The following is a 25,051-nucleotide window of genomic DNA, read 5'->3' as shown; positions in this document are numbered from 1 at the left end:
CCCACCCCTAGGAAACCATGATGCTTGCCACGCTTCGCAGCAAGATCCTTTTCGGCAGCGGTTTGCTGATCCTTGCCGGCTTCGCCGCTTTAATTTTTCTTAACACCCGTTCCAGTTTGGCCGACGCCGAGGACGCCGCGCTGAAGAACGCGCGCGCGCTCGCCCAGAACCAGGCGAACGCGGTGCAACTGACGCTGGCGCAGGCCTACTACAGCACCGAGAGCCTCGCCGCCGCCGCGCTCGCCGCGCGAACCGGCTCGGCCAAGCCGCGCGCGCTGATCTCGGCGACCGCCGAGCGGCTCGTGCCGACCAACCCTGACGCGGTCGGCTACTTCGTGCTGTGGGACAAGAACGCGCTCGACGGCCGCGACGCCGAGTTCGCCGGCAAGCCGGACAACGACAAGGAAGGCCGCGCCGGCGTCTACTGGTACCGCAAGGACGGCAAGACCGACGTGCTGTGGGGCGTCGAAGGGGGTGACCGCTACGACTACTACACCCGGCCCAAGGCGCTGCGACGCGCGGTGCTGATCGAACCCTACGTCGAGGCGGATATCAAGGTCCTGATGACGACGGTCGCCTTCCCGCTGATGGTGAACGGCAAGCCGGTAGGCGTCGCCGGCTGTGACCTGTCGCTCGCGCAGCTGCAGAAGATGGCCGAGCGGGTCAAGCCTTACGGCAGCGGCTACCTGACGCTGTATTCGGGCGCCGGCATGGTGCTCGCCGGCCGCGACGCGGCAGAGATCGGCAAACCCGATAAAGAACTGTCCGCCGAACAGAAGGCGTCGATCGCCTCGGGAAAAACGCTCGAATACGACGACGATAGCGGTTTCCGCCACTTCCTCGTGCCGGTAGGCGTCGGCGCGGCGGGCGAGCGCTGGGCGGTGCGGCTGTCGATTCCGATGGACGCGGTGTTGGCCGAGGTCAAACGGGGGGCGCTCGCATCGCTGGCGGTCAGCGTCGCCATCGCCGCCGCGATCCTGATCGCGATGGGGCTCACGCTCAGCCAGCTGCTCAAGCCGCTGGACCGGCTCAGGCGCGCGATGGCGCAGTTGGCCGAGGGCAGCGGCGACCTAACGCGCACGCTGCCGGCCGACGGCCGCGACGAAATCGCCGAGGCGGCGACCGCGTTCAACCGCTTCATCGCGAGCCTTGGCGACATGATGCGCGAGGTGCAGGGCAACGCCGGCGGCGTGCTCGACGCGAGCCGCAGTCTCAGCGCGCAGGTCAGCCAGATCCGCGCCAGCTCGAGCCAGCAGGCGGCGGCGGCCAACGCGACCGCGGCGACGATAGAAGAGCTGTCGGTCAGCGTGTCGCACATCGCAGGCTCCGCGCGCGAGACGCAGCATCAGGCGGAAAACGCCGGTGCGACCGCCGGCGCGGTCAGCCTCGAGGTAGAGGGCACCGCCGACGGCATCGCGCGCGTCGCCGGCAGCATCCGCAGCCTGGCGTCCGTGCTCGACGGTCTGAAGACGCGCTCGGGCGAGATCAGCGGCATCGTCGACACGATCCGCGACATCGCCGACCAGACCAACCTGTTGGCGCTGAACGCGGCGATCGAGGCGGCGCGCGCCGGCGAGACCGGCCGCGGTTTCGCCGTCGTCGCCGACGAGGTGCGCAAGTTGGCCGAGCGCACCGCGCGCGCGACGCTGGAGATCGGCGGCATGATCAGCGCGATCCAGACCGAGACCGGCGCGGCCAGCGGCGAGATGGGCCGCGCGCTCGCCGAGGTCGAAGAAGGCGTCGAGCGCGCCGGCCGCGCCGCCGCTTCTATCGTCCATATCCGCGACAACACGCGGCTGTCGGTCGAGCGCACCGCCGACATCGCCAGCGCGATCACCGAGCAGTCCGGCGCGAGCCAGGACATCGCGCGCCACATCGAAGAGATCCACCAGCAGATCGAGGAGACCGACCACGCGCTGCAGGCGGCGAGCGACGACACTGCGCGCCTGTTCGAGCTGGCCGACACGCTCGACGCCCTGATCGGCCGCTTCAAGCTCTGAGCGATCCGAGGCTTCAACGTAAAAGGCTCGGCCAACGTTGGCCGAGCCTTTGTCTTTCCGGCGCGCTGTGCTAACGCGTCGCGGCGCCCTTGCTGCCGTACATCTTGCGGTCGGCGGCGGCGAGCAATTCGTCGATCAACAGGCCGTCTTCCGGGTAGTAGGCGACGCCGACGCTGACGCCGACCACCACCTCGCGGCCGTCGACGCCGATCGGCCGCTCGACCGCCGCCCCGATCCGCGACACGAGCGCGTCGACCTCGTCCTTCACGCCGACGCCTTCGAGCAGCACGACGAACTCGTCGCCGCCGAGACGCGCGACCGTGTCGTGCGCGCGCAGCGTGCCGGTCAGGCGGCGCGCCAGCTCTTTCAGCACCTCGTCGCCGGCGGCGTGGCCGTAGGTGTCGTTCACCGGCTTGAAGCGGTTCAGGTCGAGAAACAGCACCGCGAGGCGCCGGCCGGTCCTCGCCTGGATCGAGATCGCGTGCTGCAGCCGGTCGTAGAACAGGTGACGGTTGGCCAGCCCGGTCAGCGTGTCGTAGTTGGCCAGGTGGAACAGCCGCGCCTCGCGCGCGCGGCGCCGCTCGTGGCCGCGCACCGCGCTGGAGAGGCCGAGCCCCAGCAGCACCAAGAGCGCGAGCGACAGCAGCGCCATCAACGCCCACTCGAAAGCGCCTAACTGCGACCAGCCGAGCTGCCAGCTGACGCGCAGCAAGAAAGGCTGGCTGTCGCTGCCGATCTGGCGCGTCTCTTCCAGCCTCGGGAACAGCGCGGCTTCGAGCGGGCTGCGCGCGGCGCGCGCCTTGTCGAAGAACTGGCCGGCGCGGTCGCTCTCGCCGTAGCGCTTGTGCCACATCTTCACGCGCATGCCGTCGGGCAGGTCGGCCAGTTGAGGCGCGAACACCTCGCTGTTGACGACCATCGCGACGAAACGGCGCGGCGCGGCGGCCGATGCGTCGTGACGGTCGCGCGCGTCGAGCCTTTCCTCGGCCGGACGCACCAAGAGATAGCCCATCTGCCCCTCGATCAGCGGGTAGGGGCGCGACGCGACCGCGTGGCCGGCTTTAGCCGACGCGAGCAGGGTACGCTTCTGGAAGTCGGCGTAGCCGATATCGAGCCCGATCACGCGCGCGCCGCCGAGCGTCAGCGGTTCGACGAACAGTACCGCAAAATATTCGTCGCGTGCCGGCAGGGGGGTGACGACGCGCCGCTCCTGGTAGTCGAAGCCGAACAGGCCGAAGTCCGGCCCGTAGCGCTCGGCGAGCTGGCGTTCGACGACGGCGCGTTCGGCGTGCGCGACGCGTTCGACACGCTCCATCGCGACGATCTGCGGGTAGCGGCGCATCATCTGGCGCGTGAACAGCCGCTCCTCGCCGCCCGAGGCCGCGCCGTCTACCAGCGTGTACGCGGCGTAGGCGTCGAGCACCGCTTCGTTGGCGAGCACCTTCTGGCCGACCAGGTCGGCGATCTGCTGCGTCTGGCGGCCGAACACCTGTTCGGCGTACAGCACGGCGCGGCTGACGAAGGCCACGCCTATCAGCACCGTCATCGCCAGCCACAACAGGCAGCCGAGCAGCAGCAGGGTTCGCAAACGCATTATCATGAAGGGTCCGGTGACGGGTTCTGTTCCACTCTAGACCAAGGTCACGTCAAACCTGGTCGATGCCATTTTCCCGCTTTTTCGACTTGCCAATGCCATGTTTTCTGCACCCGGCGAAGATTGCGCGCTGATAGACAGCCACTGCCACCTCGACGCGCCCGAGCTCGACGCGATCCGCGACGCCGCGGTCGCCGAAGCGCGCGCCGCCGGCGTCGGCCGCATCGTGGTGCCGGCGGTCGCCGTGTCCAATTTCGACAGCACGCTGGCGATGCGCGAGCGCTATGGCTGCCCGATCGCCTTCGGCCTGCACCCGATCTACGTCGACACGCATCTGGACGACCACCTCGGCCAACTCGACGCCGCGATCGTCGCGCATAAACCGGTCGCTGTCGGCGAGATCGGGCTCGACTTCTACCTGCCCGAGCTCGACGCCAAACGGCAAGAAACCCTGTTCGTCGAACAGCTGAAACTCGCGCGCCGCCACGACCTGCCGGTCATCCTGCACGTGCGGCGCAGCCAGGACCGCGTGCTCAAATACCTGCGCGAACAGAAGGTCGAGTCCGGTATCGCGCACGCTTTCAACGGCAGCGAGCAGCAGGCCGGCGCCTTCCTGCGCCAGGGGTTCAGGCTCGGCTTCGGCGGCGCGATGACGTACTCGGGCTCCCGACGCATCCGCACGCTCGCCGCGACGCTGCCCCTGTCGGCGATCGTGCTCGAGACCGACTCTCCCGACATCCGCCCGCAATGGGCGCAGGGCTGGCCGAACCGCCCGGCCAACGTCGCCGCCTTCGCCGCAGAACTGGCCGCCTTGCGCGGCATTCCTTTCTGCGAGGTCGCGCGCGCGACCACCGCGAACACGCTGGCGGCACTCGGCATGCCAAGTAGATAGCCGCATTTTCCACACAGATGTCATCACTTTGTGATAGCTTGCGCGCGCGGGCAATATTAACGCGCCGGTAATACTCGATGTCGAGATATTTGCTTAAAGAAGATATAAAGCCGCGCGGCCCGCCCCCTTCCAAACCATCACAGAGACATCACCATGCGCAATCTGTCGATCGCCTCGCGCATCGTCGCGGGCTTCGTCCTGCTGCTCGCCATCCTGGCGGCGTCGGGTCTCGTCAACCACCTGCAACTGCAACGCATCGAGACCAAGGTCGAGGAAGTCGTAGAACGCGACCTCGCCTTCTACCGCGACGTCCAAGAGGCACGCTACCACGTCGGCAACCTGCGTCGTTTCGAGAAGGACGCGTTGATCAACATCGGCGACGCCGAAAAACGCGCCGACTACTTCCGCCGCTGGCAGCAGACCGTCGCCAAGTCGCGCGACAGCCTCGCCGCCGCGGCGAACCACCCGATCGACGACGACAGCAGCGCGCGCGTCAAGGAGCTCGACGCGCTGGTCGGCGCCTACGAACAGGGCTTTGCCGGCGTTTACCGCCGCATCGAGGCGGGCGAACTGGCCGACACCACCTCGGCCAACCAGGCGCTGTCCGCGCACAAGGACAGCGTGCGCAGCATGGAGGCGAAACTGTCCGAGCTGGGCGAGGCGGCAAGCCAGGCGGTCGGCAAGCTCCATGGACAGATCGACGCGACCACCGCGTCGGCGCGCGAATTGCAGCTGCTGCTGGTCGGCCTCGCGGTGCTCGTCGGCGGCGCGTTCGCCGCGCTGATCGTCGCGTCGATCCGGAAGCCGCTGCAAGAGATCACCGCGGCGAGCGAGAACTTGGCCGAGACGCGCGACCTGGACGCCGCGCTGCCCGACTTCGGCCGCAACGAGATCGGCCGGCTGGCAGCCGCGTACGCGTCGCTGATCGCGACCATGCGCGAGCTGATCCGCGAATCGCACCAGCACGCCGACCGGCTGGTCGACGGCGCCGAGCAGCTATCTGGCATCAGCCGCCGCGTGTCGGCCGACTCGGCGCGCCAGACCGAGGCGACGCAGGCGAGCGCCGCCGCGGTCGAGGAGATGACGGTCAGCCTGCAAGTGATGGCGCAAGGCGCCGCCGGCGTCGAGGAGCAGGCGCGCGCGGCGAGCGACGAGGCGAACGAAGGCGGAAGGTTGGCCGAGCGTACCGCCGAGGAGATCCGCCAGATCGCCTCGGGCATCGCCGACGCGAGCGCGCTGATCGAGCGGCTGAACCAGCGTTCGGGCGAGATCGGCAATATCGTCCAGGTGATCCGCGACATCGCCGAGCAGACCAATCTGTTGGCGCTGAACGCGGCGATCGAGGCGGCGCGCGCCGGCGAGACCGGACGCGGCTTCGCCGTCGTCGCCGACGAGGTGCGCAAGCTGGCCGAGCGCACCAGCCGGGCCACCGGCGAGATCTCGTCGCGCATTTCCGCGGTGCAGGGCGATACGCACGCCGCGGTCGACAGCATGCAGGCGGCCGGCAAGCGCATCGAGGCCGGCGTCGCCGGCGCGGGCCGGCTCGCCGCGTCGCTGACGACGATCCACGCGCTGTGCGCGCAGTCGCTCGACAAGGCGGCCGAGATGGCGCGCGCGGTGCAGGAACAGGGCCAGGCGAGCCAGGACATCGCGCAGAACGTCGAGCGCATCTCGCACATGAACGACAACACGCACCAGGCGGTCGAGACCGCGAACGAACTCGCCGGCGGGCTGACCGCGCTGTCCGGCGAGCTGAGCGCCGGCCTGAACCGCTTCAAGGTCTGAACCGGCGCAGGCGCAAACGAAAACCCCCGACAGCACTGCCGGGGGTTTTTTGATCTCAAGGTTGGCCGAGTCCTCGAAAGGTTCGGCCAACTTGGATAGCTATGTTGCTACCGTGCCGCCCGGGCGCGCACGATGCGCTCGTTCCTCACCCACAGCACCACGCAGGCGAAAAATAGCGTCGTCAGCACGATCTCCGCCCAGGCGAGGCGCTGCGACAGGCCGCTGTCGCTCCAGCCGCGCATCACGCCCTCGGCGAAGAAGGCGAGGATGAACATGCTCGACCACTGATACGTATAGACGCGGCCCTTGAGAATGCCCATCAGCGGCAACAGCAGCACCACCGCCTTCAGCGCGAGGAAGGAGCCGCCGGGGCGGAGCGGCGCGAGCACCAGCTCCCAGGCGAGCGACAATAGGATCAGCGCGACCAGGCTGGCGATCGCGCCGTAATGAAACAGCGAACGGAGGGTCATGCGGTCTTTTCTGTGGCGGGTCGGTTGATGAAGGCCGACATGATGATCCCGAACTCGTACAAGAGCCACAGCGGCAGCGCGAGCATCACCTGCGAAAACACGTCGGGCGGCGTGACGATCGCCGCGATCACGAAAGCGCCGACGATCACGTAGGAGCGTGCGGCGCGCAGCTGTTCGAGGCTGACCACGCCCATGCGGTTGAGCACGATCACGATCACCGGCACCTCGAAGGTCACGCCGAACGCGACGAACATGCCCAGAACGAAGGACAGGTATTTGTCGATGTCGGTCGCCATCGCGACGCCCTCAGGCGTCACCGCCGACAGGAAGCCGAACACGACCGGGAAGACCAGGAAGTAGGCGAAAGCCATGCCGACGACGAACAGGATCAGGCTCGACAGCAGCAAGGGCAGCACCAGCCGCTTTTCGTGCGTGTAGAGGCCGGGCGCGACGAAGGCCCAGATCTGGTACAGCGTGTTCGGCAGCGAGACCAGGAAGGCGACCAGCATCGTCACCTTCACCGGCACGAAGAACGGCGCGGTGACGTCGGTCGCGATCATATGGGTGCCGGCCGGCAAGGCGTCGAGCAGCGGCTTGGCGAGCAGGTGGTAGATGTCGCCCGACCAGTGGAACAGCGCGACGAACACGATGAGGAGGCCGACGATGGCGCGCACCAGTCGCGTCCTGAGTTCGATCAGGTGGACAAGCAGGGGTTGTTCGTTCATGCGCGGGGGGTCTCGGCGGGCTTGTCGTTCGCCGTGAAGAGGTCGAGCTGGTTCTCGTCGACGTCGGGACGGTCAAGACCGGCGTGTGGCGCCGGCGCGTCGGGCGCGGCGGCGAACAGCACCTGGGCGGCCTCCGCCTCGGCTTCGGCGACGGCGAGGTTGGGTTCGGTGGCGATCCCGGTCTCGTACGACGAGCGCGCGTCCGGCTGCATCGCGACATCGGCGAGCGACTTCACTTCGGCGGACGCGTCAGCAATCTCCCGCTCGGCCTCGGCGCCCGCCTGGCGGACCTCGTTCACCTCGGATTCGATGCGCTGCTGGAACACGGTCGCGGCGTCCTGCAGTTCGGTCTTGAGGCCGATGAGGCCGGCAGCCGCGGTCTCGCGATGGATGTCGGACTTCACGCTGGACACGAAACGCTGCAGGCGGCCGACCAGCGCGCCGACGGTACGCGCGACCGCCGGCAGCTTCTCGGGGCCGAGCACGACCAGCGCCACCACCCCGATCAACAGCAGTTCGCCGAAACTGATTTCGAACACGTCGTCGCCGTCTTATTTCTTGTCGGACTCGGCGTCGATGACACGCGGGTCGGCGCTGCGCTCGGCCGGCTTCTCGTCTTCATTCTTCATGCCGTCCTTGAAGCCCTTGACCGCACCACCCAGATCCTGGCCGATATTGCGCAGTTTCTTGGTGCCGAAGATCAGCACCACGACCAACAACACGATCAGCCAATGCGTAATGCTGAGGCCACCCATGGTTCATTCCTTTCTGTACGACGGCTCGCATGGCGAGCCGTCATGGTTTCTGTCGTTTTGACCGCTTATCGCGCGCGAAGTGCGTGACGGCCTTGCCCATCAGGGCCTGTTGCCGATCACGTGCAGGTGCAGGTGGAACACCTCCTGCCCGCCGGCGGCGCCGGTGTGGATGCGCGTCTGGAAGCCGTGGCCGATGCCCTGCTCGCGCGCGAGCTTAGGCGCCAGCAACAACAGCTTGCCGAGCATCGCCTCGTGCTCGGTGCCGCACTCGGCCAGCGACGCGACATGCAGCTTCGGGATGACCAACAGGTGTACCTCAGCCTTCGGACGGATGTCGTGGAAGGCGACGAACTCGTCGTCCTCGTACACCTTGTTCGACGGGATCTGGCCCGCCGCGATCTTGCAGAACAGGCAGTCGCTCATCGTCGTCTCCTTCAGTCTTGCGGCCGCGCGTTTTTTTCGTCGATGCCGGAAGTGCCTTCGCGGCGCTTGAGCTCGGCCAACACGTCTTCGGCACGCAGGCCGTGCCAGGTCAACAGCACCATGCTGTGGAACCACAGGTCGGCGACTTCGCGCACCACGTGCAGCTTGTCGCCGTCCTTCGACGCCATCAGCGTCTCGGCGGCCTCTTCGATCACCTTCTTGAGGATCGCGTCCTGGCCCTTGTGAAACAGCGAAGCCACGTAGGAACTTTGCGGGGCCGCTTCGCGGCGGGCTTCGAGCGTGTCGCCCAGGGTCTTGAGCACGTCGGCGTCCATTTCGGTCCTTTTCGCGGAGCCCGTCTTCCTTCGAAGAAAGCGGGACGAGCGCCGTATTGTATGTCAGCAAAATTACCGGCAAGTAACAGCGTGCAATCGACCGGTAAAATCGGTGCTCAGTGCTGGTGGCCGTGCGCGTAGATCGCGTCGGGGTCCTTGAGCACCGCGTCGGTAATCACCCAGCCGCCGTTCTCGAAGCGGCGGTAGAAGCAGCTCTCGCGGCCGGTATGGCAGGCGATGCCGCCGGCCTGCTCGATCTGCATCACGATCACGTCGCCATCGCAGTCGAGACGCAACTCCTTGACCGTCTGCAGGTGGCCGGACTCCTCGCCCTTCTTCCACAGCCGCTCGCGCGAACGGCTCCAGTAGTGCGCGATGCCGGTGTCGGCGGTCAGTTGCAGGCTCTCGCGGTTCATCCACGCGACCATCAGCACTCGCTGGGTTTGCGCGTCCTGCGCGATCGCGGTGACGAGGCCCTTGTCGTCCCACTTCACTTCATCAAGCCAGTTGTTGTCGCTCATCTCGGCCAACCTTTCTACAGTCGCACTTCGATGCCGGCATCGCGCATCGCTTCTTTGGCCGCGCGCACCGTGTATTCGCCGAAGTGGAAGATGCTCGCCGCGAGCACCGCGTCGGCGTGGCCGAGCTTCACGCCGTCGACCAGGTGCTGCAGGTTGCCGACGCCGCCCGAGGCGATCACCGGGATGTCGAGCGCATCGGACACGGCGCGCGTCAGCGGCAGGTTGAAGCCGATCTTGGTGCCGTCGCGGTCCATGCTGGTCAGCAGGATCTCGCCGGCGCCCAGCTCCTGCATCTTCTGCGCCCATTCGACCGCGTCGAGCCCGGTCGGCTTGCGCCCGCCGTGGGTGAAGATCTCCCAGCGGTCGTTCTCGGGCGTCACCGCCTTGGCGTCGATCGCGACGACGATGCACTGGCTGCCGAAGCGGTCGGCGGCGTCTTTCACCAGCTGCGCGTTGGTCACCGCCGCGGTGTTGATGCTGACCTTGTCGGCGCCGGCGTTGAGCAAGCGACGGATGTCTTCGACACGGCGCACGCCGCCGCCGACGGTCAGCGGGATGAACACCTGCGAGGCGACCGCCTCGATCACATGCAGGATCAGGTCGCGGTCGTCGGAGCTGGCGGTGATGTCGAGGAAGGTCAGCTCGTCGGCGCCCTCGTCGTTGTAGCGGCGCGCGATGTCGACCGGGTCGCCGGCGTCGCGCAACCCTTCGAAGTTGACGCCCTTCACCACGCGACCGGCGGTCACGTCGAGACAGGGGATGATGCGTTTGGCCAGTGCCATGGATCGATTCCTGAAAAAGCTTGGCCGAGGGCTCGCTGGCGACGCGTCGCCCGGCCTCGGCCAACCTTGTGCCTTCGCGGCCTTAGTCGGCCGACAGTTCGTCGGCGAGCGACTGCGCTTCGGCGAACTGGATGCTGCCTTCGTAGATCGCGCGGCCGGTGATCGCGCCTTCGATGCCCTCGGCCTCGACCGCGCACAGGCCGCGCACGTCGTCGAGGTTGGTCAGCCCACCCGACGCGATCACCGGGATGGTCAGCGCCTGCGCGAGCTTGACGGTCGCGTCGATGTTGACGCCGTTCATCATGCCGTCGCGGCCGATGTCGGTGTAGATCACCGACGCCACGCCGTAGTCCTGGAAGCGGCGGGCCATCTCGACGACGTTGTGGTTGGTGACCTTGGCCCAGCCGTCGATCGCGACCATGCCGTCCTTGGCGTCGAGGCCGACGATCACCTGGCCCGGGAACGCGTCGCACGCGTCGTGCAGGAAACCGGGGTTCTTCACCGCGGCGGTGCCGATGATCACGTACTTCAGGCCCATGTCGAGGTAGGCCTCGATGGTTTCGAGGTCGCGGATGCCGCCGCCGAGCTGGACCGGCATGTCGTCGCCGACCTCGGCGAGGATGTCGCGGATCACGGGCAGGTTCTTCGGCTTGCCGGCGAAGGCACCGTTCAAGTCGACGAGGTGCAGGCGGCGCGCGCCCTGGTCGCGCCAGTGCAGCGCGACCTTGACCGGATCGTCGGAGAATACGGTGGCGTCGTCCATCACGCCTTGCTTGAGGCGGACACATTGACCGTCTTTAAGGTCGATAGCAGGGATCAGCAGCATGGTGCGTAGTCGTCGAACGAGGGTTAAACAGCGCCGTCCCAGGCGAGGAAGTTCTTCATCATCTGAAGTCCCGCGCGGTGGCTCTTTTCGGTGTGGAACTGGGTAGCGAACACGTTGTCGCGCCCGACGATGCAGGCGAAACGGTCCGGGTATTCGCTCTCGGCCAGGGTCAGGGCCGGATCGGCCGGGGCAAATCGGTAGCTGTGCACGAAATAGAAGCGCTCGCCGTCTTCGACGCCGGCGAACAGCGGGTGCTCGCGGGTGCGAAACACGCGGTTCCAGCCCATGTGCGGCACCTTCAGGCGGTCGCCGTGCTCGTCGGTGAGGCCGTTCTCGAAGCGCACGACCTTGCCCGGGAACAGGCCGAGGCCCTGCGTCGGGCCTTCTTCACTCTCGTCGAACAGCAGCTGCGCGCCGACGCAGATGCCGAAAAACGGCTTGCTCTGCGTCGTTTCGCGCACCGCGTCGGCGAGGCCGTAGCCGTTCAGTTCGCGCATGCAGTCGGGCATCGCGCCCTGGCCGGGGAACACGACCTTGTCGGCCTTGACGATGGCGTCCGGGTCGCGGCTGAGAAAGATCTCGGCGCCGACGTCGTTGACGGCTTCGATGGACTTGAGCACGGAATGGAGATTGCCCATGCCGTAGTCGATCACGGCGACTCTCATGCGGTCAGCGTCCCCTTGGTGGACGGCGTCACGCCGGCCATGCGTTCGTCGAACTCGACCGCCATGCGAAGCGCGCGGCCGAAGGCCTTGAACACCGTCTCGGCCTGATGGTGGCTGTTCACGCCGCGCAGGTTGTCGATGTGCAGCGACACCATGCTGTGGTTGACGAAGCCGTGGAAGAATTCGCTGAACAGGTCGACGTCGAAGCCGCCGATCGCGGCGCGCGTGAAGTCGATGTGGTACTGCAGACCCGGGCGGCCGGACAGGTCGATCACGACGCGGCTCAAGGCCTCGTCGAGTGGCACGTAGGCGTGGCCGTAGCGGCGGATGCCCTTCTTGTCGCCGACCGCCTTGGCGAACGCCTGGCCGAGCGTGATGCCGATGTCTTCGACGGTATGGTGCGCGTCGATGTGCAGGTCGCCGTTGGCGACGATGTCGATGTCGATCAGGCCGTGGCGGGCGATCTGGTCCATCATGTGGTCGAGGAAGGGCACGCCGGTGTCGAAGCGGCTCTTGCCGGTGCCGTCGAGGTTGATCGACGCGGTGATCTGGGTTTCCAGCGTGTTGCGGGTGACGGTAGCGGTGCGCATGATTATTTCAGTTGGGCGAGCGCGGCGAGCACCGCGCCGTTTTCCTCGGGCGTGCCGACGGTGAAACGCAGGCAGTTCTCGAGCAGCGGGTGCGCGCCGTTGAGGTTCTTGATCAGGATGCCGGCGGCCTTCAGACCGGCGAACAGCGCCTGCGCGTCGGGCACGCGAGCGGTGACGAAGTTGGCCTCCGACGGATAAACGCTAAAGCCCGGCTGCGCGGCGAGGGCCTCGGCCAACCTCGCGCGCTCGGCGCGCAGCGTTACGGCCTGCCCGTCGAATACCGCGCGGTGTTCGAGCGCGAAGCGCGCGGCCGCCTGCGTCAGCACGTTGACGTTGTACGGCGGGCGGACCTTGTCGAGTTCCGTCGCCCACGCGCTCGACGTCGCCGCGTAGCCGAGGCGGATACCGGCCAGACCGATCTTCGACAGCGTGCGCATCACCAGCAGGTTGTCGCGCGTGCCGGCCTCGGACATGAAGCTGTCGTCGGCGAACGCCTGGTAGGCCTCGTCGACGACGACCAGGCCCGGCGCGGCGGCGATCAACGCCTCGACCGCATCGCGCGGATAGCGGTTGCCGGTCGGGTTGTTCGGGTAGGCGATGAACAGCACCGCCGGTTGGTGTTGCTCGATCGCGGCGAGCGTCGCCGGCAGGTCGATGTCGAAGTCGGCCGTCAGCGGTACGCCGACGTAGGCTAGCCCCGACAACAGCGCGTTCATCTTGTACATGACGAACGACGGCTCGAGCGCCATCAGCTTGGCGCCGGGACGAGCCAGCGCCTGCGTGATCAGCGTGATCAGCTCGTCCGAACCGTTGCCGAGCAGCACCTCGGCCGCGGCGGGAATGCCGAATGCCGCCTTGAGTTCGTCCTTCAGCCCGCCGCCCGACGGGTCGGGATAGCGGTTGATCGCGACCTCGGCCAACCTTGCCGCCAGTTCGTCCGACAGCGCGGCCGGAAGGCGGTACGGGTTCTCCATCGCGTCGAGCTTGATCAGGCCGGCCGCGTCGGCCACGTGATAGGCGCCGATCGCCTGGATTTCCGGGCGGACCAGTTGTTCTACGGACTGTTTCATCGTGCTTTCATTCGGCCGAGTCGGGCGTCGGGCCAAGCGCAACAAGCTTGGCCGAGATTGTCTGACAGATCGTACGCGACCCGGCCGTTCAGGGCTAGTCGTGCCGGCAATCAAGCCGGTTTTTCAGTCCTTTAGCCGCATCTCGGCGCTCTTCGCATGAGCGGTCAACCCTTCGCCGTGCGCGAGCAGACTCGCGACGCGACCGAGCGTCTGCGCGCCGGCTTCGGACACGCGGATCAGGCTGGTACGCTTCTGGAAGTCGTACACGCCGAGCGGGCTCGCGAAGCGCGCGGTGCGGCTGGTCGGCAGCACGTGGTTCGGGCCGGCGCAGTAGTCGCCCAAGCTTTCCGACGTGAAGCGCCCCATGAAGATGGCGCCGGCGTGCTTGAGTTTCGGCAGCCACGCTTCCGGTTCGGCGACTGACAGCTCGAGGTGCTCCGGCGCGATGTAGTTTGCGATGTCACAGGCCTCGTCCAGATCCTTCACCGCGATCAGCGCGCCGCGGTTGGTGAGGCTCGCCTCGATGATGGCGCGGCGCGGCATGGCCGGCAGCAGCTTGGCGATGCTGGCCTGAACCTGGTCCAGGAATGCCTCCGACGGCGCGAGCAGGATCGCCTGCGCGATCTCGTCGTGTTCGGCCTGGGAAAACAGGTCCATCGCGATCCAGTCCGGATCGGTGTCGCCGTCGCACACGACGAGGATTTCCGACGGGCCGGCGACCATGTCGATGCCGACCACGCCGAACACGCGGCGCTTCGCGGCCGCGACGTAGGCGTTGCCCGGCCCGGTGATCTTGTCGACCTGCGGCACGGTCTCGGTGCCGTAGGCGAGCGCGGCCACCGCTTGTGCGCCGCCGGCGGTGAACACCTTGTCGACGCCGGCGATATACGCAGCGGCGAGCACCAGGTCGTTCTTCTCGCCGTCAGGCGTCGGCACCACCATGATGATCTCGCCGACGCCGGCGACCTTGGCCGGCATCGCGTTCATCAGCACCGAACTCGGATACGCCGCCTTGCCGCCCGGCACGTAGATGCCGACGCGGTCGAGCGCGGTCACCTGTTGGCCGAGCAGGGTGCCGTCCTCTTCCTCATAGCTCCACGAGGTCGACAGCTGCTTCTCGTGGTAGCGGCGCACGCGCTGGGCGGCCACTTCGAGCGCGTCGCGCACCGCCGCATCGAGGCGCTCGTAGGCGGCCTTCAGTTCTTCGCGCGACAGCGTCAGTTCGGCCATGTTAGCCGAACTCATACGGTCGAAACGGTTGGTGTATTCGACGACGGCGGCGTCGCCGCGCGTTTTCACGTCGTCGCAGATCGCCGCGACGGTGGCGTCGACCGCCGGGTCCTGCGCGGTTTCGAAGGCGAGGAGAGCCTTCAGGCGAGCCTCGAAGTCGGCTTGCGAGGTAGAGAGGCGTTGCATATGCGCGTCCCGCTTGAGATGGATTCGGTCAGGCCGGCACGGCACCGGCGAAGGCGTCCAGCACCGGCTGGATCGTCGGGTACTTGAGCTTGAGCGCGGCCTGGTTGACGATCAGGCGCGAGCTGATGTCGAGGATATGCTCGACCGCGGTGAGCTTGTTGGCCTTCAGCGTGCCACCGGTCGACACCAGGTCGACGATGGCGTCGGCGAGGCCGACCAAGGGCGCGAGTTCCATCGAGCCGTACAGCTTGATGATGTCGACGTGCACACCCTTCTCGGCGAAGTGCTCGCGCGCGATCTGTGGGTATTTGGTCGCGACCTTCAGGCGCGCGCCGTGGCGCACCGCGTCTTCGTAGTCGAAGCCCTCGGGCACCGCGACCATCATCCTGCACTTGGCGATATTGAGGTCGAGCGGCTGGTAGAGGCCGACGCCGCCGTGCTCGATCAGCACGTCGCGGCCGGCGATGCCCAGGTCGGCCGCGCCGTACTGCACATAGGTCGGCACGTCGGACGCGCGCACGATCACCAGCTGCACATCGGGACGGTTGGTGCCGATGATCAGCTTGCGCGACGATTCCGGCGCTTCGGCCGGCACGATGCCCGCCGCGGCGAGCAGCGGGACGGTTTCTTCGAAGATGCGCCCTTTCGAGAGCGCGATAGTCAGTGTCATGGTTCTATTCGTGTCTTGCGGTCAACGCGCACGGCGCTCGCGTTCGAGCTGCGCCACGTAGCGTTGCACCAGGTTTTCCATCGCCGGCCTCAGGTTGAGGAAGTAGCAACCGACGCGCTTCGCCTCGTTGCCGTTGCGCTGCTGCACCGTCAGGTGGTGGCGCACTTCGAGCGCCACGTTCAGAGACCCGATGCCCGGCAGTTCGATACGGCAGCGCTCGTAACGTTGGCCGAGCTCGAAGCCGGGCGCGGAGGCGGTCGGCAGCCACAAGGCGATGCCGCCCAGGCTGATGTCGTAGAGCGGCAGCTCGATCGGCCCTTCCGGGAAGTCGTCGATCAGACAGACGAGCGGGTTGATGACCGGCGTCTGGATGCGGAAGTACTCGCGCCGCTGCAGCTTGACCACCTGCTCGGGCAGGTCGGCTTCGAACGCCTGCCGGCCCTCGTATTCGACCTCGCGCGCGGCGCCGGTGACGAACTGCGTCTTCACCCCGTCCGGCGAGCAGACGAACACATTGCGCTCGCTCTCGAGCATCTGCCGGTTGGTATCCGGATTGCTGCCCCAGTCGAAGATCAGCACGCCGGCCTTGGCATCGACCTCGAGAAAACGCGTGAGGATGAAGGTGCGACCTCGATTGGAAAACACGGTCACCATCGGCCCGGCCTGGGCGATGGCTCTCAGATGATGGGCGATTTCTACCCGCGCGGTCAGGGTATACCTGGCCAGGTCGAGGTTGCCCGCGGCGTCGGGGCGGCTCGCTTCACTCACGATACTGGACTTTCGGGGGCACGGTGGTTCAACCCTGCTAGTTTAACGTAAGCGCCGCCGGTTTAGCGTAATAGCTGTTGCAGATCGTGGGCGAGTGCCGCGGAGGGGGTACCGTAGGGCTCATAGACGCGCAGCCGGCCGTCCTTGCCGAACAGGTAGGAACCGGCGCTGTGGTCGACCGTGTAGTCGGCGCCGGCGCCCTGTTTCTGCGCGACGACCTTGAAGCGCTCGGTCACCGTCTTGACCTCGGCGGGCGTTCCGGTCAGACCGAGAAAGCTCGGGTCGAAGTGCGGCACATAGTCGGCGAGCACCTTGACGGTGTCGCGCTCCGGGTCGACGGTAACGAACAGCACCCGCACCGACTTGGCGGCCTCGCCCATGGACTGGCGGGCTGCCGCGAACTCGGCCATCGTCGTCGGACAGACGTCGGGGCAGTGCGTGTAGCCGAAGAACAGCGCCACCGCCTTGCCCTTGAATTCGGACAGGCTGCGCTGCTTGCCGTGCTGGTCGGTCAGCGTGAAGTCGCCGCCGAAGCCGGCGCCGGTGATGTCGGTGCCCTTGAGGTCGAGCCGGGGCTCGTCGGGCGAACAGGCGGCCAGCGCGAAGGCGAACAGGCCGGCGACGAAGAAAACGATCAGCGCGCGCATCAGGAAAGCGGAACCTGCCAGTAGTGGTCGACGAGCAAGGCGGCGAACAGCCAGGTCAGGTACCAGATCGACCAGACGAAGGTGCGCCGCGCGAGCGGGTCAGCATACTGACGATGCAGTCGGGCGGCAAGGTAGAGGAAGCGCGCGTTCAGCAGCAGCGCGACTGCCAGGTAAAGCGCACCGCTGTGCGCTATCGCCACCGGCAGCAGGCTGATGCCGGCCAAAAGCCAGCTGTAGAGCAGGATCGACAGCGTGGTGAAGCGCTCGCCGTGGGTGACCGGCAGCATCGGCAGGCCGGCGCGCGCGTAGTCGTCTCGGCGGTAGAGCGCCAGCGCCCAGAAGTGCGGCGGCGTCCACGCGTAGATGATCAGGAACAGCGCCAGCGCCGGCACGCCGATGTCGCCGGTGACCGCCGCCCAGCCGAGTATCGGCGGCATCGCGCCGCTCGCGCCGCCGATCACGATGTTCTGCGGCGTATTGGGCTTGAGCAGCAGCGTATAGACGAGCGCGTAGCCGACGAAGGTGGCGAGCGTCAGCCACGCGGTCAGCGCGTTCACGTAGACGACGAGCAGCAGCATGCCGAGGCCGCCTGCCGCGAGCGCCACCGCAAGCGTGAACGCGGTGCTCACCTCGCCGCGCGCGGTCGCGCGGTGGGCGGTGCGGCGCATCAGCGCGTCGGCGGTGCGCTCTACGAGGCAGTTGACCATCGCCGCCGCGCCCGCCACCAGCGCGATGCCGAGCGTCGCCGGCACCAGCAGCGACAGCGGAGGCAAGCCGGGGCTCGCGAGGCACATGCCGATCACCGCGCAGAACACGATCAAGAGCACCACCTTAGGCTTGGCGAGCGGCCACAGCGCGCGCCAGGCGTGCGGGTGGCGGGCTGTCTCTACGATCATCACGCTCATCTCGATTCCCCTTTCCATTCCCACGCAGACCGCGCCGATGCCGGCACGGCGTCCAAGCTTGCGGCGAGCCTCACCGTCGCGACCAGCAACAACAACGCGCCGGCGTTGTGCGCCACCGCCAAGGGCAGCGGCAGCTGCATCAGCACGTTGCCGACGCCGATCGCGGCCTGCGCGAGCCACGCGACCAGCAAGCAGACGAGACGGCCGCGCAAGGCCGGCCAGCGCCAGCCCCAGGCGCTCACGCCGAGCACGGCGACGGACAGCAACAGCGCGCCGAGACGGTGCGTCCAGTGGATCGCCACAAGCTGTTCGATATCGAGCGGTGCGCCGCTGGCCGCTTCGCCGATGTTGCGCAGACCGTGAAACGCACCGTCGAAACGCATCGCGGACGGCACCAGCTCGCCGTTGCAGCTCGGAAAACCCTGGCAGGCCAGTGCCGCGTAATGCGTCGACACCCAGCCGCCGAGCGCGATCTGGCCGAACACCAGCGCGATCAGGATCCCGCAGGCGATGCTGAAGCTCCGGGACGTCGCCACCGGCGCGAGCCGTCCGCGCGACACCCACCACGCGAGTGCCGCGATCAGCGACATCCCGCCGAGCAGGTGGCCGGTGACGATAGCCGGCTTCAGGAGCAGCGTGACTGTCCACATGCCGAGCAGGCCTTGGAACACGACCAGCGCGAGCAGCAGACTCGCCGGAAGACGATCGCGGCGCACCTTGAAAGCGATCGCGGTCGCGATCAGGATGACGAGGCCGAGGCCGGCGGCGAGGTAGCGGTGGACCATTTCCTTCCACGCCTTGGCGTGACTGACCGGCCCGTCCGGATCGAGCGTCATCGCGCGGGCGATGTCGGCGGCGGCGGCGAGCGGCGACGGCTTGCCGTAGCAACCCGGCCAGTCGGGACAGCCGAGACCCGCGTCGGACAGGCGCACGTAAGCGCCCAGTGGCACCACGATCACGGCCAGCAACAGCGCCAGCCACAATCCACGTTGCACTCGCATCGGACTCCCCCTTAGCGCAAGGCTCGGCCAACGTTGGCCTACGGGCCCGGATCGTTCAACCCAGGCCGTTATTGGTCTTCAGAATGCGCGCCACCTCGCGGATGACCTGCGTCGGCAGCGCGTTGTCGGCGTAGAACATCACCTGGTTGCCGAGCGGGTCGATCAGATACACGCCATCGTCGACCTTGGCATCGCCCAGGCTCAAGCGCGGCACGCCGTCGAGCGCGGCCCCGCCCTGTGGCGTGAGCAGCACGCGGCGCAAGCGTTCGGTCGCTTCACCCTGCGCCGCCTGCCATTGATGCGTGGCGAACAGCCTGCCTTGGCAGACGGTGCCGCACTCACCGTGCTCGACCACCGCCAGCACCCACTTGCCCTGCGGCCAGCCCCCGACCGACGCTGCAGCGAAAGGCCGGGTCGGCAGCAACGTGCCGACGGTCCTGCCCTGTTCGGGCAGGCGTGCCTGATAGGCCACCCACGCCCCCAGTACCGGGCTCGCGCAGAACAGCGCCAGCAGCAGCAGTTTCAAACGGGCCAGATTACGCAGACTCATTGCGACGCCTCCCCAGCGCGATGCACCCTACTATCAGACATAACCCAATCAGCAGCCACTGCAACGCATACGCATAATGCCGGTCGGGCTCGAAGGACGGCCGCGTCGGCCATGCCTTCAGCGGCGCGGGCGGACTCTCGAGCGCGACGACCCCTGCGCGCAAGGACTGGCCGAACCCCTCGGCCAACGTTGCCGGGTCGATCGCATCGGTCACGCCGCTGTTCACGATGCGCGCGCCGGGCAAGGTGTAGCGGGCCGGTAGCGGCATCCAGCGGCCGGTCAGCGGCGTATCGGGCAGGGCGATGGTGCGGTGCGGCGCGTTCGCCGGCAGCCAGCCGAGTTCGATCAGGATCACGCTGCCGTCGGCGAGCCCCAACGGCTGGAACTGGCGCACCCCCGCCTCGCGACCCAGCCACGCGTTTGCCAGCCACAAGGGTGCGCCTGCCGGTCGACCGGCAACGGTCACGCGCCGATAGTCGGGCCGCTGTTGCAGGTCGGAGGGAAGCGCCCCGGCCGGCGCGCGCGTGGCGGCCTCGTAGCTCGCGAGGACGGTGGCGCGCGATTCTCCGCGCTGCCACTGCCACACCGCCAAAGCGAACGGCAGCAGGGCCAATAGCCACAAGCCGATGAGCGAGCGGCGTTGCGGCCGGGCAGGCACAAGATGCGGCCCCGCGATTTGCCGCTCCGAGCCGCCACCTGCCGCATCGCGCGGCGCCGTTGCGGGGCGCGCCTTGCGAATCGCGTTGCGCCGCCGCTTGCCGAACGGGTTGAACGACAACACCGCGCGGCCGGGCGCTCTACACTGAAGCGACACCGGTCGTGCGAAAGGATGCGTGATGAAGGGATTGATCGGGTTCTTGCTGCTTGCCATCGTGACCACCCTGCTGTGGGGGCTTGTCGGGGTCTTGCGCGGCCGGCCCGGCTCGCCGCGCGCGGTGCGGGCGCTGACGCTGCGTATCGGGCTGTCGCTCGGGCTGTTCTGCCTGCTCATCGCCGGCATGGCGCTAGGCTGGTGGGCGCCGCACGGCCTATAGCCAGTACACGAACACGAACAGCAACAGCCACACCACGTCGACGAAGTGCCAGTACCACGCGGCGGCTTCGAAAGCGAAATGGTGTTCGGGGTTGAAGTGCCCCTTGAGCACGCGCAGCCACACGACGGCGAGGATGATGGTCCCGAGCAGCACGTGCATGCCGTGGAAGCCGGTCAGCATGTAGAAGGTCATGCCGTAGGCGCCCGACGCGGACGTCAGCTTGAGTTCGTGCACGGCATGAGCGTATTCCCAGGCCTGGAAAAACAGGAAGCTCGTACCGAGCAGCACCGTCGCGAAGAGTCCCGCGGCGAGCTGGCTACGGCGGCCCTTCACCAGGCCCCAGTGCGCAAACGTCACCGTCACGCCGGACGACAACAGGATCAGCGTGTTGATCGCCGGCAAGCCCCAGACCGACATCGCCTCGTAACGCTCGGTAATGCCCGGCCCGGTCGACAGCGGCCACGCGGCCTCGAAGTCAGGGTAGAGCAGTTTGTGTTCGAAGTCGCCGAGTTCGGGCACCGAGATCACGCGCACGTAGAACAGCACGCCGAAGAAGGCGGCGAAGAACATCACCTCGGAAAAGATGAACCAGCCCATGCCCCAGCGGAACGAGTGGTCTTCCTTGCCGTGGTAGCGGCCAGCGAGACTCTCGCGGATCACGTCGCCGAACCAGCCGAACAGCATGTAGGCGAGGATGCTCGCGCCCGTGACCAGCATGCCACCGCCGAGCGCTACGCCGTTGACCGCGAGCGCGGCCCCGAGACCGAGGCAGAACAGCGCCACCGCGCCGACGATCGGCCAGTACGATGGGTTAGGCACGAAATAATGGGTTTGCGGGGTGCCTTGCATACGCCCTCCTCCTTCATGCGGACCGCCCGGTTTCGGGCTCGGCCAACCTTGTTCGCTTCAACTGATCCAGTTCACCAGCAACAGCAGCGCCCCGACGAACAGCCCCGCCGCGATCAGCGCGGCAACGATCACCTGCAGCGGTTTCAGTTTCACGTCCTCGCGCGCCGCCGCGCCACGGCGCACGCCGAAAGCCGCCGACACCACCGCCTTGAACGCCGCCCACAGCGCCATCGCTAGCCTGCCTTCCCTTGCACGTCCTTGCCCGGCACGTCGAACACCGTGTACGACAGCGTGATCTCGCGCACCGATTCGGGCAGCCGAGGATCGATCACGAACACCACCGGAAAGCTTCGTCGCTCGCCCGGTGCGAACGCCTGCTGCCTGAAGCAGAAACAGTCGAGTTTCTTCACATACTCGCCCGCCGCCGCCGGCAGATAACGCGGCAGCGCCTGGCCGACGACCGATCGCGGGCTGGCGTTGGTGATCTCGTAGGTCACCTTCACGAACTCTCCCGGCCTGGCACTCAAGTGCGTCGTCAGCGGCCGTACCTGCCACGGCAGGCCGGGCTGGACGGTGGCGTCGAAGGTCATCGCGACCTCGGAGACCGCCGCGCCGGGGGCGGGCTTCGACACCTCGTCGGCGCGCACCAGCTGGTTGATGCCGGTCACCTCGCAGATCACGCGGTACATCGGGATCAGCCCCCAGGCGAATCCGAACATCAAGAGCGCGATCACCGCGAGTTTTTTCAGCAGGGCCAGGTTGGCCGAGCGTTGCCTGTCGGCGTACATGGCCTTCTCCTCAGTGGTGCGCTCCACCCTTCATGCCGCGGATCGCGCCGTTTTCGCCGACCTCGAGTTCGGGCGCCTCGGCAAAGCTGTGGTAAGGCGCGGGCGAGGGGATCTGCCATTCGAGCGTGTCGGCGCCCTCCCACGGCTTGGCCGGCGCCGGCTCGCCCTTCCTGATGCTCCAGAGCATATTGAAGAGGAAGATGAGCTGGCCGAGGCCGAAGCAGAACGAGCCGACGCTAGCGACCTCGTTGAACGAGGTGAACTGCAGCGCGTAGTCAGGAATGCGGCGCGGCATGCCGGCCAGCCCCAGGAAATGCATCGGGAAGAAGGTGACGTTGAACCACACGAGCGACCACCAGAAGTGCAGCTTGCCGAGCTTCTCGTTGTACATCCGCCCGGTCATCTTCGGGAACCAGTAGTAAACGGCGGCGAACAGGCTGAACAAGGCGCCGGCGACGAGCACATAGTGGAAGTGCGCGACGACGTAGTAGGTGTCCTGCAGCTGGATGTCGACCGCGGCGATGCTCAGCGTCACCCCCGACAGCCCGCCGACGGTGAACAGGCAGACAAAGCCGATCGCGAACAGCATCGGCGTCTCGAAGCTGATGCTGCCCTGCCACAGCGTGGCGATCCAGTTGAACACCTTCACGCCGGTCGGCACCGCGATCAACATCGTCGCGTACATGAAGAACAGTTGCGCGGTCGCCGGCATGCCAGTGGTGAACATGTGGTGCGCCCAGACCATGAACGACAGCAGCGCGATCGAACTCGTCGCATAGACCATCGACGCATAGCCGAACAGCGGCTTGCGCGCGAAGGTCGGCAGGATGTGGCTGACGATGCCGAAGGCCGGCAGCGCCATGATGTAGACCTCGGGGTGGCCGAAGAACCAGAACACGTGCTGGTAGAGCACCGGGTCGCCGCCGCCGGCCGCGTTGAAGAAGTGGGTGCCGAAGTGACGGTCGGTCAGCACCATCGTCACCACGCCGGCGAGCACCGGCATCACCGCGATGATCAGGTAGGCGGTGATCAGCGACGCCCACGCGAACATCGGCATCTTCGCCATCGTCATCCCCGGCGCGCGCAGGTTGAGGATGGTGACGATGATGTTGATCGACCCCATGATCGAACTGATGCCCATGATGTGGATCGCGAAGATGGTGAAGTCCATCCCCATGCCCATCTGTGTCGACAGCGGCGCGTACAGCGTCCAACCGGCCGAGGCGGCGCCGCCGGGCACCAGGAAGGAGATGATCAGGAGCAGCGCCGCCGGCGGCAGCAGCCAGAAGCTCCAGTTGTTCATGCGCGCGAAAGCCATGTCCGGCGCGCCTATCATCAAGGGCAGCATCCAGTTGGCCATGCCGGTGAAGGCCGGCATGATCGCGCCGAACACCATGATCAGGCCATGCTGCGTGGTCAGCTGGTTGAAAAGCTCGGGTTGCCAGAACTGCAGCCCCGGCTGGAACAGTTCCGCACGGATGCCTAGCGCCATCACGCCGCCGGTCAGGAACATCACGAACGAGAACCACAGATAGAGCGTACCGATATCCTTGTGGTTGGTGGCCGTCAGCCAGCGTGCCCAGCCCGTCGGGCGCTCGTGGCCAGCGTGGCCGTGCTCGGTATCGGTAACGATCGCCATAGATCACTCCTCGAAGCCGCTTCTAAGGGCCGGCAGGCCCGGGTTCTGCTGGATATCAGCGCTGATTGGCCGAGTCCGGTCGCACGCCACGCCTAGCTCTTGGCGCCGCGCGCGGCCTTCACGTCCTTGGGCTGGACGGCCTGGCCGGTGTTGTTGCCCCACGCGTTGCGCTCGTAGGTGATGACCGCGGCGAGGTCGGTGTCGGACAGCTGAGTCCCCCAGGCCGCCATCGCCGGATTCTTCTTGCTGCCGTGAAGCACGATGCCGATATGCGCCGCGATGTCGCCGGTAGCGATCTTCGAGGCGGCCAGCGCCGGGAACGCCCCCGGCACCCCCTGCCCGTTCGCCAAGTGGCAGGCGACGCAGTTTTGCTGGTAGACCTTCTCACCGCGCGCATTTAGGTCGGCCAAGGTCCACACCTTGTTCGGGTCATCGACGTTGGCCGCGGCGGCGGCCTTCTTGGCGGCAAGCCACTTGTCGTAGTCGGCCGGCGAACGCGCGTCGACCACGATGGGCATGAAGCCGTGATCCTTGCCGCACAGTTCGGCGCACTGGCCGCGATAGACGCCGGGCTGGTCGACCTTGAACCAGGCGTCGCGCACGAAGCCGGGTACCGCGTCCTGCTTCACGCCGAGCGCCGGCACCCACCACGCATGGATCACGTCGTTGGCGGTAATCAGCAAGCGCACCTTGCGGCCGGTCGGCACCACGAGCGGCTCGTCCACTTCCAGTAGGTAGTGCTCGCCCTTGGCGCCGTCGTTGGCGATCGCGGCGTTCGGGGTGGCCAGATGACTGACGAAGCCGAAGTTGGCATCGAGGTAGTCGTAGCGCCACTTCCACTGATAGCCGGTGACCTTGATGGTCATGTCTTCGCCGCGCGTGCTCTTTTGCTCGAGGATGACGCGGGTCGCCGGCCAAGCCATGCCGGCCAGAATCAGGAAGGGAATGACCGTCCAGATGATTTCGACGGTGGTATTTTCGTGGAACAGGCGCGCCTGGTGGCCGGCCGCCTTGCGATGCTTGAACAAGGCGTAAAACATCACCGAGAACACGACCACGAAGATCGCGGCGGTGACGACGAGAAGCAGGGTATGGAGGTCGTATACCTCGCGCGCGGTATCGGTGACCGGCGTCTGGAGGTTGAGCTGCGACGCCCGCGCAACCAGCGGCGACGCGAGCAGCGCTATAGTGGAGACACGCAGAAAAGACATGGGCTTCCCCCGCTTTTTAGAGAGGCCCAAGCGGGCCCAACCCGACCGCCGCATTGCCCGTTCATGACAACCATAATGACGACGGGCTGTTCTGATACTAGGCTTTAAGCGCTATAAAACAAGCCGTCATCGTGTTGCGA

30 protein-coding genes are annotated in these 25,051 nt (G+C 66.9%); 4 read left to right on the top strand and 26 right to left on the bottom strand.

Features of this window, described 5'->3' with window-relative positions; genetic code table 11:
• Positions 1 to 20: 20 nt before the first annotated feature.
• Positions 21 to 2,000, top strand: a complete 1,980-nt coding sequence (locus DWG20_RS06850; protein WP_181880990.1) for a methyl-accepting chemotaxis protein — start codon at positions 21 to 23, stop codon at positions 1,998 to 2,000.
• Between the two features lie 70 nt (positions 2,001 to 2,070).
• Here DWG20_RS06850 and DWG20_RS06845 read toward each other — a convergent pair whose 3' ends face one another.
• Positions 2,071 to 3,588: a sensor domain-containing diguanylate cyclase gene (locus DWG20_RS06845; RefSeq protein ID WP_220272027.1), complete on the bottom strand. Its 1,518-nt coding sequence runs from the start codon at positions 3,586 to 3,588 to the stop codon at positions 2,071 to 2,073.
• Between the two features lie 106 nt (positions 3,589 to 3,694).
• Between DWG20_RS06845 and DWG20_RS06840 the strand changes: the two genes are divergently transcribed.
• Positions 3,695 to 4,486 (top strand): TatD family hydrolase, encoded by a 792-nt coding sequence (locus tag DWG20_RS06840; RefSeq protein WP_115433107.1) that lies wholly within the window; start codon positions 3,695 to 3,697, stop codon positions 4,484 to 4,486.
• Between the two features lie 153 nt (positions 4,487 to 4,639).
• Positions 4,640 to 6,271, top strand: a complete 1,632-nt coding sequence (locus DWG20_RS06835; RefSeq protein WP_115433106.1) for a methyl-accepting chemotaxis protein — start codon at positions 4,640 to 4,642, stop codon at positions 6,269 to 6,271.
• 107 nt (positions 6,272 to 6,378) lie between these two features.
• Here DWG20_RS06835 and DWG20_RS06830 read toward each other — a convergent pair whose 3' ends face one another.
• The 20 genes from DWG20_RS06830 to DWG20_RS06735 form a co-directional block, all read right to left on the bottom strand.
• On the bottom strand, positions 6,379 to 6,741 hold the full coding sequence (locus tag DWG20_RS06830; protein WP_115433105.1) for a DUF2069 domain-containing protein: 363 nt from the start codon (positions 6,739 to 6,741) through the stop codon (positions 6,379 to 6,381).
• Complete coding sequence (gene tatC / locus DWG20_RS06825; protein ID WP_115433104.1) at positions 6,738 to 7,466, bottom strand: twin-arginine translocase subunit TatC; 729 nt, start codon at positions 7,464 to 7,466, stop codon at positions 6,738 to 6,740. Before tatC ends, DWG20_RS06830 begins: the two co-directional genes overlap by 4 nt.
• Positions 7,463 to 8,005 (bottom strand): Sec-independent protein translocase protein TatB, encoded by a 543-nt coding sequence (gene tatB, locus DWG20_RS16630; RefSeq protein WP_115433103.1) that lies wholly within the window; start codon positions 8,003 to 8,005, stop codon positions 7,463 to 7,465. Before tatB ends, tatC begins: the two co-directional genes overlap by 4 nt.
• Positions 8,006 to 8,017: 12 nt before the next feature.
• The gene (tatA, locus tag DWG20_RS06815) at positions 8,018 to 8,221 is read right to left on the bottom strand and encodes a Sec-independent protein translocase subunit TatA (protein ID WP_115433102.1); all 204 of its coding nucleotides are present in this window, start codon (positions 8,219 to 8,221) and stop codon (positions 8,018 to 8,020) included.
• Between the two features lie 99 nt (positions 8,222 to 8,320).
• Positions 8,321 to 8,644, bottom strand: a complete 324-nt coding sequence (locus DWG20_RS06810) for an HIT domain-containing protein (RefSeq protein ID WP_115433101.1) — start codon at positions 8,642 to 8,644, stop codon at positions 8,321 to 8,323.
• 11 nt (positions 8,645 to 8,655) lie between these two features.
• On the bottom strand, positions 8,656 to 8,979 hold the full coding sequence (locus DWG20_RS06805; RefSeq protein ID WP_115433100.1) for a phosphoribosyl-ATP diphosphatase: 324 nt from the start codon (positions 8,977 to 8,979) through the stop codon (positions 8,656 to 8,658).
• A 116-nt stretch (positions 8,980 to 9,095) separates the two neighbouring features.
• Entirely contained in the window at positions 9,096 to 9,500 is a 405-nt protein-coding gene (gene hisI, locus DWG20_RS06800) for a phosphoribosyl-AMP cyclohydrolase (protein ID WP_115433099.1), read from the bottom strand.
• 14 nt (positions 9,501 to 9,514) lie between these two features.
• Positions 9,515 to 10,282: an imidazole glycerol phosphate synthase subunit HisF gene (gene hisF, locus DWG20_RS06795; protein ID WP_115433098.1), complete on the bottom strand. Its 768-nt coding sequence runs from the start codon at positions 10,280 to 10,282 to the stop codon at positions 9,515 to 9,517.
• An 82-nt stretch (positions 10,283 to 10,364) separates the two neighbouring features.
• Positions 10,365 to 11,108, bottom strand: a complete 744-nt coding sequence (gene hisA, locus DWG20_RS06790; protein ID WP_115433097.1) for a 1-(5-phosphoribosyl)-5-[(5-phosphoribosylamino)methylideneamino]imidazole-4-carboxamide isomerase — start codon at positions 11,106 to 11,108, stop codon at positions 10,365 to 10,367.
• A 23-nt stretch (positions 11,109 to 11,131) separates the two neighbouring features.
• On the bottom strand, positions 11,132 to 11,773 hold the full coding sequence (hisH, locus tag DWG20_RS06785; protein WP_115433096.1) for an imidazole glycerol phosphate synthase subunit HisH: 642 nt from the start codon (positions 11,771 to 11,773) through the stop codon (positions 11,132 to 11,134).
• Complete coding sequence (gene hisB, locus DWG20_RS06780; RefSeq protein WP_181880988.1) at positions 11,770 to 12,363, bottom strand: imidazoleglycerol-phosphate dehydratase HisB; 594 nt, start codon at positions 12,361 to 12,363, stop codon at positions 11,770 to 11,772. Before hisB ends, hisH begins: the two co-directional genes overlap by 4 nt.
• A gap of 2 nt (positions 12,364 to 12,365) precedes the next feature.
• Positions 12,366 to 13,433 carry a histidinol-phosphate transaminase gene (hisC, locus tag DWG20_RS06775; RefSeq protein ID WP_115433094.1) on the bottom strand — a complete coding sequence of 356 codons (1,068 nt, stop codon included), beginning with the start codon at positions 13,431 to 13,433 and terminating at the stop codon, positions 12,366 to 12,368.
• A gap of 123 nt (positions 13,434 to 13,556) precedes the next feature.
• On the bottom strand, positions 13,557 to 14,849 hold the full coding sequence (hisD, locus tag DWG20_RS06770; protein WP_115433093.1) for a histidinol dehydrogenase: 1,293 nt from the start codon (positions 14,847 to 14,849) through the stop codon (positions 13,557 to 13,559).
• Between the two features lie 28 nt (positions 14,850 to 14,877).
• Positions 14,878 to 15,519, bottom strand: a complete 642-nt coding sequence (gene hisG / locus DWG20_RS06765) for an ATP phosphoribosyltransferase (protein ID WP_115433092.1) — start codon at positions 15,517 to 15,519, stop codon at positions 14,878 to 14,880.
• A 21-nt stretch (positions 15,520 to 15,540) separates the two neighbouring features.
• Positions 15,541 to 16,287, bottom strand: a complete 747-nt coding sequence (locus DWG20_RS06760) for a flagellar brake protein (protein ID WP_245944791.1) — start codon at positions 16,285 to 16,287, stop codon at positions 15,541 to 15,543.
• A 62-nt stretch (positions 16,288 to 16,349) separates the two neighbouring features.
• Positions 16,350 to 16,934, bottom strand: coding sequence for an SCO family protein (locus tag DWG20_RS06755; RefSeq protein ID WP_115433090.1), 585 nt, complete (start codon positions 16,932 to 16,934; stop codon positions 16,350 to 16,352).
• Positions 16,934 to 17,839, bottom strand: a complete 906-nt coding sequence (locus DWG20_RS06750) for a heme o synthase (protein WP_115433089.1) — start codon at positions 17,837 to 17,839, stop codon at positions 16,934 to 16,936. The genes DWG20_RS06755 and DWG20_RS06750 overlap by 1 nt, the downstream gene beginning before the upstream one ends.
• Positions 17,836 to 18,840, bottom strand: a complete 1,005-nt coding sequence (locus DWG20_RS06745; protein WP_245944790.1) for a COX15/CtaA family protein — start codon at positions 18,838 to 18,840, stop codon at positions 17,836 to 17,838. The genes DWG20_RS06750 and DWG20_RS06745 overlap by 4 nt, the downstream gene beginning before the upstream one ends.
• 55 nt (positions 18,841 to 18,895) lie before the next feature.
• Positions 18,896 to 19,390, bottom strand: coding sequence for a hypothetical protein (locus DWG20_RS06740; protein WP_115433088.1), 495 nt, complete (start codon positions 19,388 to 19,390; stop codon positions 18,896 to 18,898).
• Positions 19,377 to 20,261 (bottom strand): SURF1 family protein, encoded by an 885-nt coding sequence (locus DWG20_RS06735; protein ID WP_115433087.1) that lies wholly within the window; start codon positions 20,259 to 20,261, stop codon positions 19,377 to 19,379. Before DWG20_RS06735 ends, DWG20_RS06740 begins: the two co-directional genes overlap by 14 nt.
• Here DWG20_RS06735 and DWG20_RS06730 point away from each other — a divergent pair.
• Positions 20,227 to 20,424, top strand: coding sequence for a DUF2909 domain-containing protein (locus DWG20_RS06730; protein ID WP_115433086.1), 198 nt, complete (start codon positions 20,227 to 20,229; stop codon positions 20,422 to 20,424). The genes DWG20_RS06735 and DWG20_RS06730 overlap by 35 nt on opposite strands.
• Here the strand turns inward: DWG20_RS06730 and DWG20_RS06725 are convergent.
• The 5 genes from DWG20_RS06725 to coxB form a co-directional block, all read right to left on the bottom strand.
• Positions 20,419 to 21,273, bottom strand: a complete 855-nt coding sequence (locus DWG20_RS06725) for a cytochrome c oxidase subunit 3 (protein WP_115433085.1) — start codon at positions 21,271 to 21,273, stop codon at positions 20,419 to 20,421. The genes DWG20_RS06730 and DWG20_RS06725 overlap by 6 nt on opposite strands.
• Before the next feature lie 57 nt (positions 21,274 to 21,330).
• On the bottom strand, positions 21,331 to 21,504 hold the full coding sequence (locus DWG20_RS06720) for a DUF2970 domain-containing protein (protein ID WP_115433084.1): 174 nt from the start codon (positions 21,502 to 21,504) through the stop codon (positions 21,331 to 21,333).
• 2 nt (positions 21,505 to 21,506) lie between these two features.
• On the bottom strand, positions 21,507 to 22,061 hold the full coding sequence (locus tag DWG20_RS06715; RefSeq protein WP_115433083.1) for a cytochrome c oxidase assembly protein: 555 nt from the start codon (positions 22,059 to 22,061) through the stop codon (positions 21,507 to 21,509).
• Between the two features lie 10 nt (positions 22,062 to 22,071).
• Positions 22,072 to 23,700, bottom strand: coding sequence for a cytochrome c oxidase subunit I (ctaD, locus tag DWG20_RS06710; RefSeq protein WP_115433082.1), 1,629 nt, complete (start codon positions 23,698 to 23,700; stop codon positions 22,072 to 22,074).
• A gap of 92 nt (positions 23,701 to 23,792) precedes the next feature.
• Positions 23,793 to 24,911, bottom strand: a complete 1,119-nt coding sequence (gene coxB, locus DWG20_RS06705) for a cytochrome c oxidase subunit II (RefSeq protein WP_115433081.1) — start codon at positions 24,909 to 24,911, stop codon at positions 23,793 to 23,795.
• Positions 24,912 to 25,051 lie beyond the last annotated feature (140 nt).

The organism is Crenobacter cavernae, from assembly GCF_003355495.1.
Classification (GTDB): Bacteria; Pseudomonadota; Gammaproteobacteria; order Burkholderiales; family Chromobacteriaceae; genus Crenobacter; species Crenobacter cavernae.
Note: the sequence above shows the minus strand (reverse complement) of the source record. Positions and strands in the feature narration are given on the sequence as shown.

What these genes read in the sequence shown, in the direction of transcription:
- ctaD (WP_115433082.1), bottom strand. Translation starts at nt 23,700, where the DNA reads ATGGCGATCGTTACCGATACCGAGCACGGCCACGCTGGCCACGAGCGC.
- DWG20_RS06740 (WP_115433088.1), bottom strand. Translation starts at nt 19,390, where the DNA reads ATGAGTCTGCGTAATCTGGCCCGTTTGAAACTGCTGCTGCTGGCGCTG.
- hisC (WP_115433094.1), bottom strand. Translation starts at nt 13,433, where the DNA reads ATGAAACAGTCCGTAGAACAACTGGTCCGCCCGGAAATCCAGGCGATC.
- hisB (WP_181880988.1), bottom strand. Translation starts at nt 12,363, where the DNA reads ATGCGCACCGCTACCGTCACCCGCAACACGCTGGAAACCCAGATCACC.
- DWG20_RS06830 (WP_115433105.1), bottom strand. Translation starts at nt 6,741, where the DNA reads ATGACCCTCCGTTCGCTGTTTCATTACGGCGCGATCGCCAGCCTGGTC.
- DWG20_RS06735 (WP_115433087.1), bottom strand. Translation starts at nt 20,261, where the DNA reads ATGGCAAGCAGCAAGAACCCGATCAATCCCTTCATCACGCATCCTTTC.
- hisA (WP_115433097.1), bottom strand. Translation starts at nt 11,108, where the DNA reads ATGCTGCTGATCCCTGCTATCGACCTTAAAGACGGTCAATGTGTCCGC.
- coxB (WP_115433081.1), bottom strand. Translation starts at nt 24,911, where the DNA reads ATGTCTTTTCTGCGTGTCTCCACTATAGCGCTGCTCGCGTCGCCGCTG.
- DWG20_RS06715 (WP_115433083.1), bottom strand. Translation starts at nt 22,061, where the DNA reads ATGTACGCCGACAGGCAACGCTCGGCCAACCTGGCCCTGCTGAAAAAA.
- DWG20_RS06750 (WP_115433089.1), bottom strand. Translation starts at nt 17,839, where the DNA reads ATGAGCGTGATGATCGTAGAGACAGCCCGCCACCCGCACGCCTGGCGC.
- tatA (WP_115433102.1), bottom strand. Translation starts at nt 8,221, where the DNA reads ATGGGTGGCCTCAGCATTACGCATTGGCTGATCGTGTTGTTGGTCGTG.
- hisD (WP_115433093.1), bottom strand. Translation starts at nt 14,849, where the DNA reads ATGCAACGCCTCTCTACCTCGCAAGCCGACTTCGAGGCTCGCCTGAAG.
- tatC (WP_115433104.1), bottom strand. Translation starts at nt 7,466, where the DNA reads ATGAACGAACAACCCCTGCTTGTCCACCTGATCGAACTCAGGACGCGA.
- DWG20_RS06725 (WP_115433085.1), bottom strand. Translation starts at nt 21,273, where the DNA reads ATGCAAGGCACCCCGCAAACCCATTATTTCGTGCCTAACCCATCGTAC.
- DWG20_RS06745 (WP_245944790.1), bottom strand. Translation starts at nt 18,840, where the DNA reads ATGCGAGTGCAACGTGGATTGTGGCTGGCGCTGTTGCTGGCCGTGATC.
- DWG20_RS06810 (WP_115433101.1), bottom strand. Translation starts at nt 8,644, where the DNA reads ATGAGCGACTGCCTGTTCTGCAAGATCGCGGCGGGCCAGATCCCGTCG.
- DWG20_RS06755 (WP_115433090.1), bottom strand. Translation starts at nt 16,934, where the DNA reads ATGCGCGCGCTGATCGTTTTCTTCGTCGCCGGCCTGTTCGCCTTCGCG.
- DWG20_RS06850 (WP_181880990.1), top strand. Translation starts at nt 21, where the DNA reads ATGCTTGCCACGCTTCGCAGCAAGATCCTTTTCGGCAGCGGTTTGCTG.
- hisH (WP_115433096.1), bottom strand. Translation starts at nt 11,773, where the DNA reads ATGAGAGTCGCCGTGATCGACTACGGCATGGGCAATCTCCATTCCGTG.
- DWG20_RS06835 (WP_115433106.1), top strand. Translation starts at nt 4,640, where the DNA reads ATGCGCAATCTGTCGATCGCCTCGCGCATCGTCGCGGGCTTCGTCCTG.
- DWG20_RS06730 (WP_115433086.1), top strand. Translation starts at nt 20,227, where the DNA reads ATGAAGGGATTGATCGGGTTCTTGCTGCTTGCCATCGTGACCACCCTG.
- hisI (WP_115433099.1), bottom strand. Translation starts at nt 9,500, where the DNA reads ATGAGCGACAACAACTGGCTTGATGAAGTGAAGTGGGACGACAAGGGC.
- DWG20_RS06840 (WP_115433107.1), top strand. Translation starts at nt 3,695, where the DNA reads ATGTTTTCTGCACCCGGCGAAGATTGCGCGCTGATAGACAGCCACTGC.
- DWG20_RS06805 (WP_115433100.1), bottom strand. Translation starts at nt 8,979, where the DNA reads ATGGACGCCGACGTGCTCAAGACCCTGGGCGACACGCTCGAAGCCCGC.
- hisF (WP_115433098.1), bottom strand. Translation starts at nt 10,282, where the DNA reads ATGGCACTGGCCAAACGCATCATCCCCTGTCTCGACGTGACCGCCGGT.
- DWG20_RS06720 (WP_115433084.1), bottom strand. Translation starts at nt 21,504, where the DNA reads ATGGCGCTGTGGGCGGCGTTCAAGGCGGTGGTGTCGGCGGCTTTCGGC.
- hisG (WP_115433092.1), bottom strand. Translation starts at nt 15,519, where the DNA reads ATGACACTGACTATCGCGCTCTCGAAAGGGCGCATCTTCGAAGAAACC.